The organism is Variovorax sp. P2_H12, assembly GCF_056403395.1.
This window is the reverse complement of record NZ_JBFUFO010000183.1, coordinates 1-470: the sequence shown is the minus strand read 5'-3', so window position 1 is coordinate 470 and position 470 is coordinate 1. Positions and strand designations below refer to the sequence as shown.

Genomic DNA, 470 nt, shown 5'->3' with positions numbered 1-470 from the left:
GTGGTGAACGTACCGCGCGAGGCGCCGCGGCGTTGGCGTGGCCTGTCGACATTGGGCTGCACGGACTGGATGTCGACGAAGTCGGACGCCTCGGGGCCGTTGCCCTGCTGGCCCTGGCCCTGGCCCTGGTCCTGGCCCTGGTCCTGACCTTGATCCTGCCCTTGATCCTGGCCGTCGTCGGCGCCCTGGTTCGCGCCGCCGTCCTGGCCGTCGTCCTGGCCGTCGTCCTGACCCTGGCCCTGGCCGGCGCCCTGATCTCCCATGTCATTGCTGTCGTCGGCGCGCAGACTGCACGGGGCCAGCCCGTCCAGCCCGTCCGGACGGTCCGCACTGCGTCCGACGGCGGTGGCGATACGGTCGATGCTCGCCGTCCGCTTGGCTTTCAGTGGACCGAGTACGGCATTCTCGGCAAGTCCGGGGTCGCGGGAGATCTCGTCCTTCCGGTCGGCGAATTGCCGATAGGCATCGGT

Annotated in this window: 1 protein-coding gene; it reads right to left on the bottom strand. The window is 70.0% G+C overall.

What is annotated here, in order from left to right:
- The coding region (locus AC1DYK_RS35730) for a hypothetical protein (RefSeq protein ID WP_478170574.1) at positions 1-470 on the bottom strand (470 nt) is incomplete at both ends.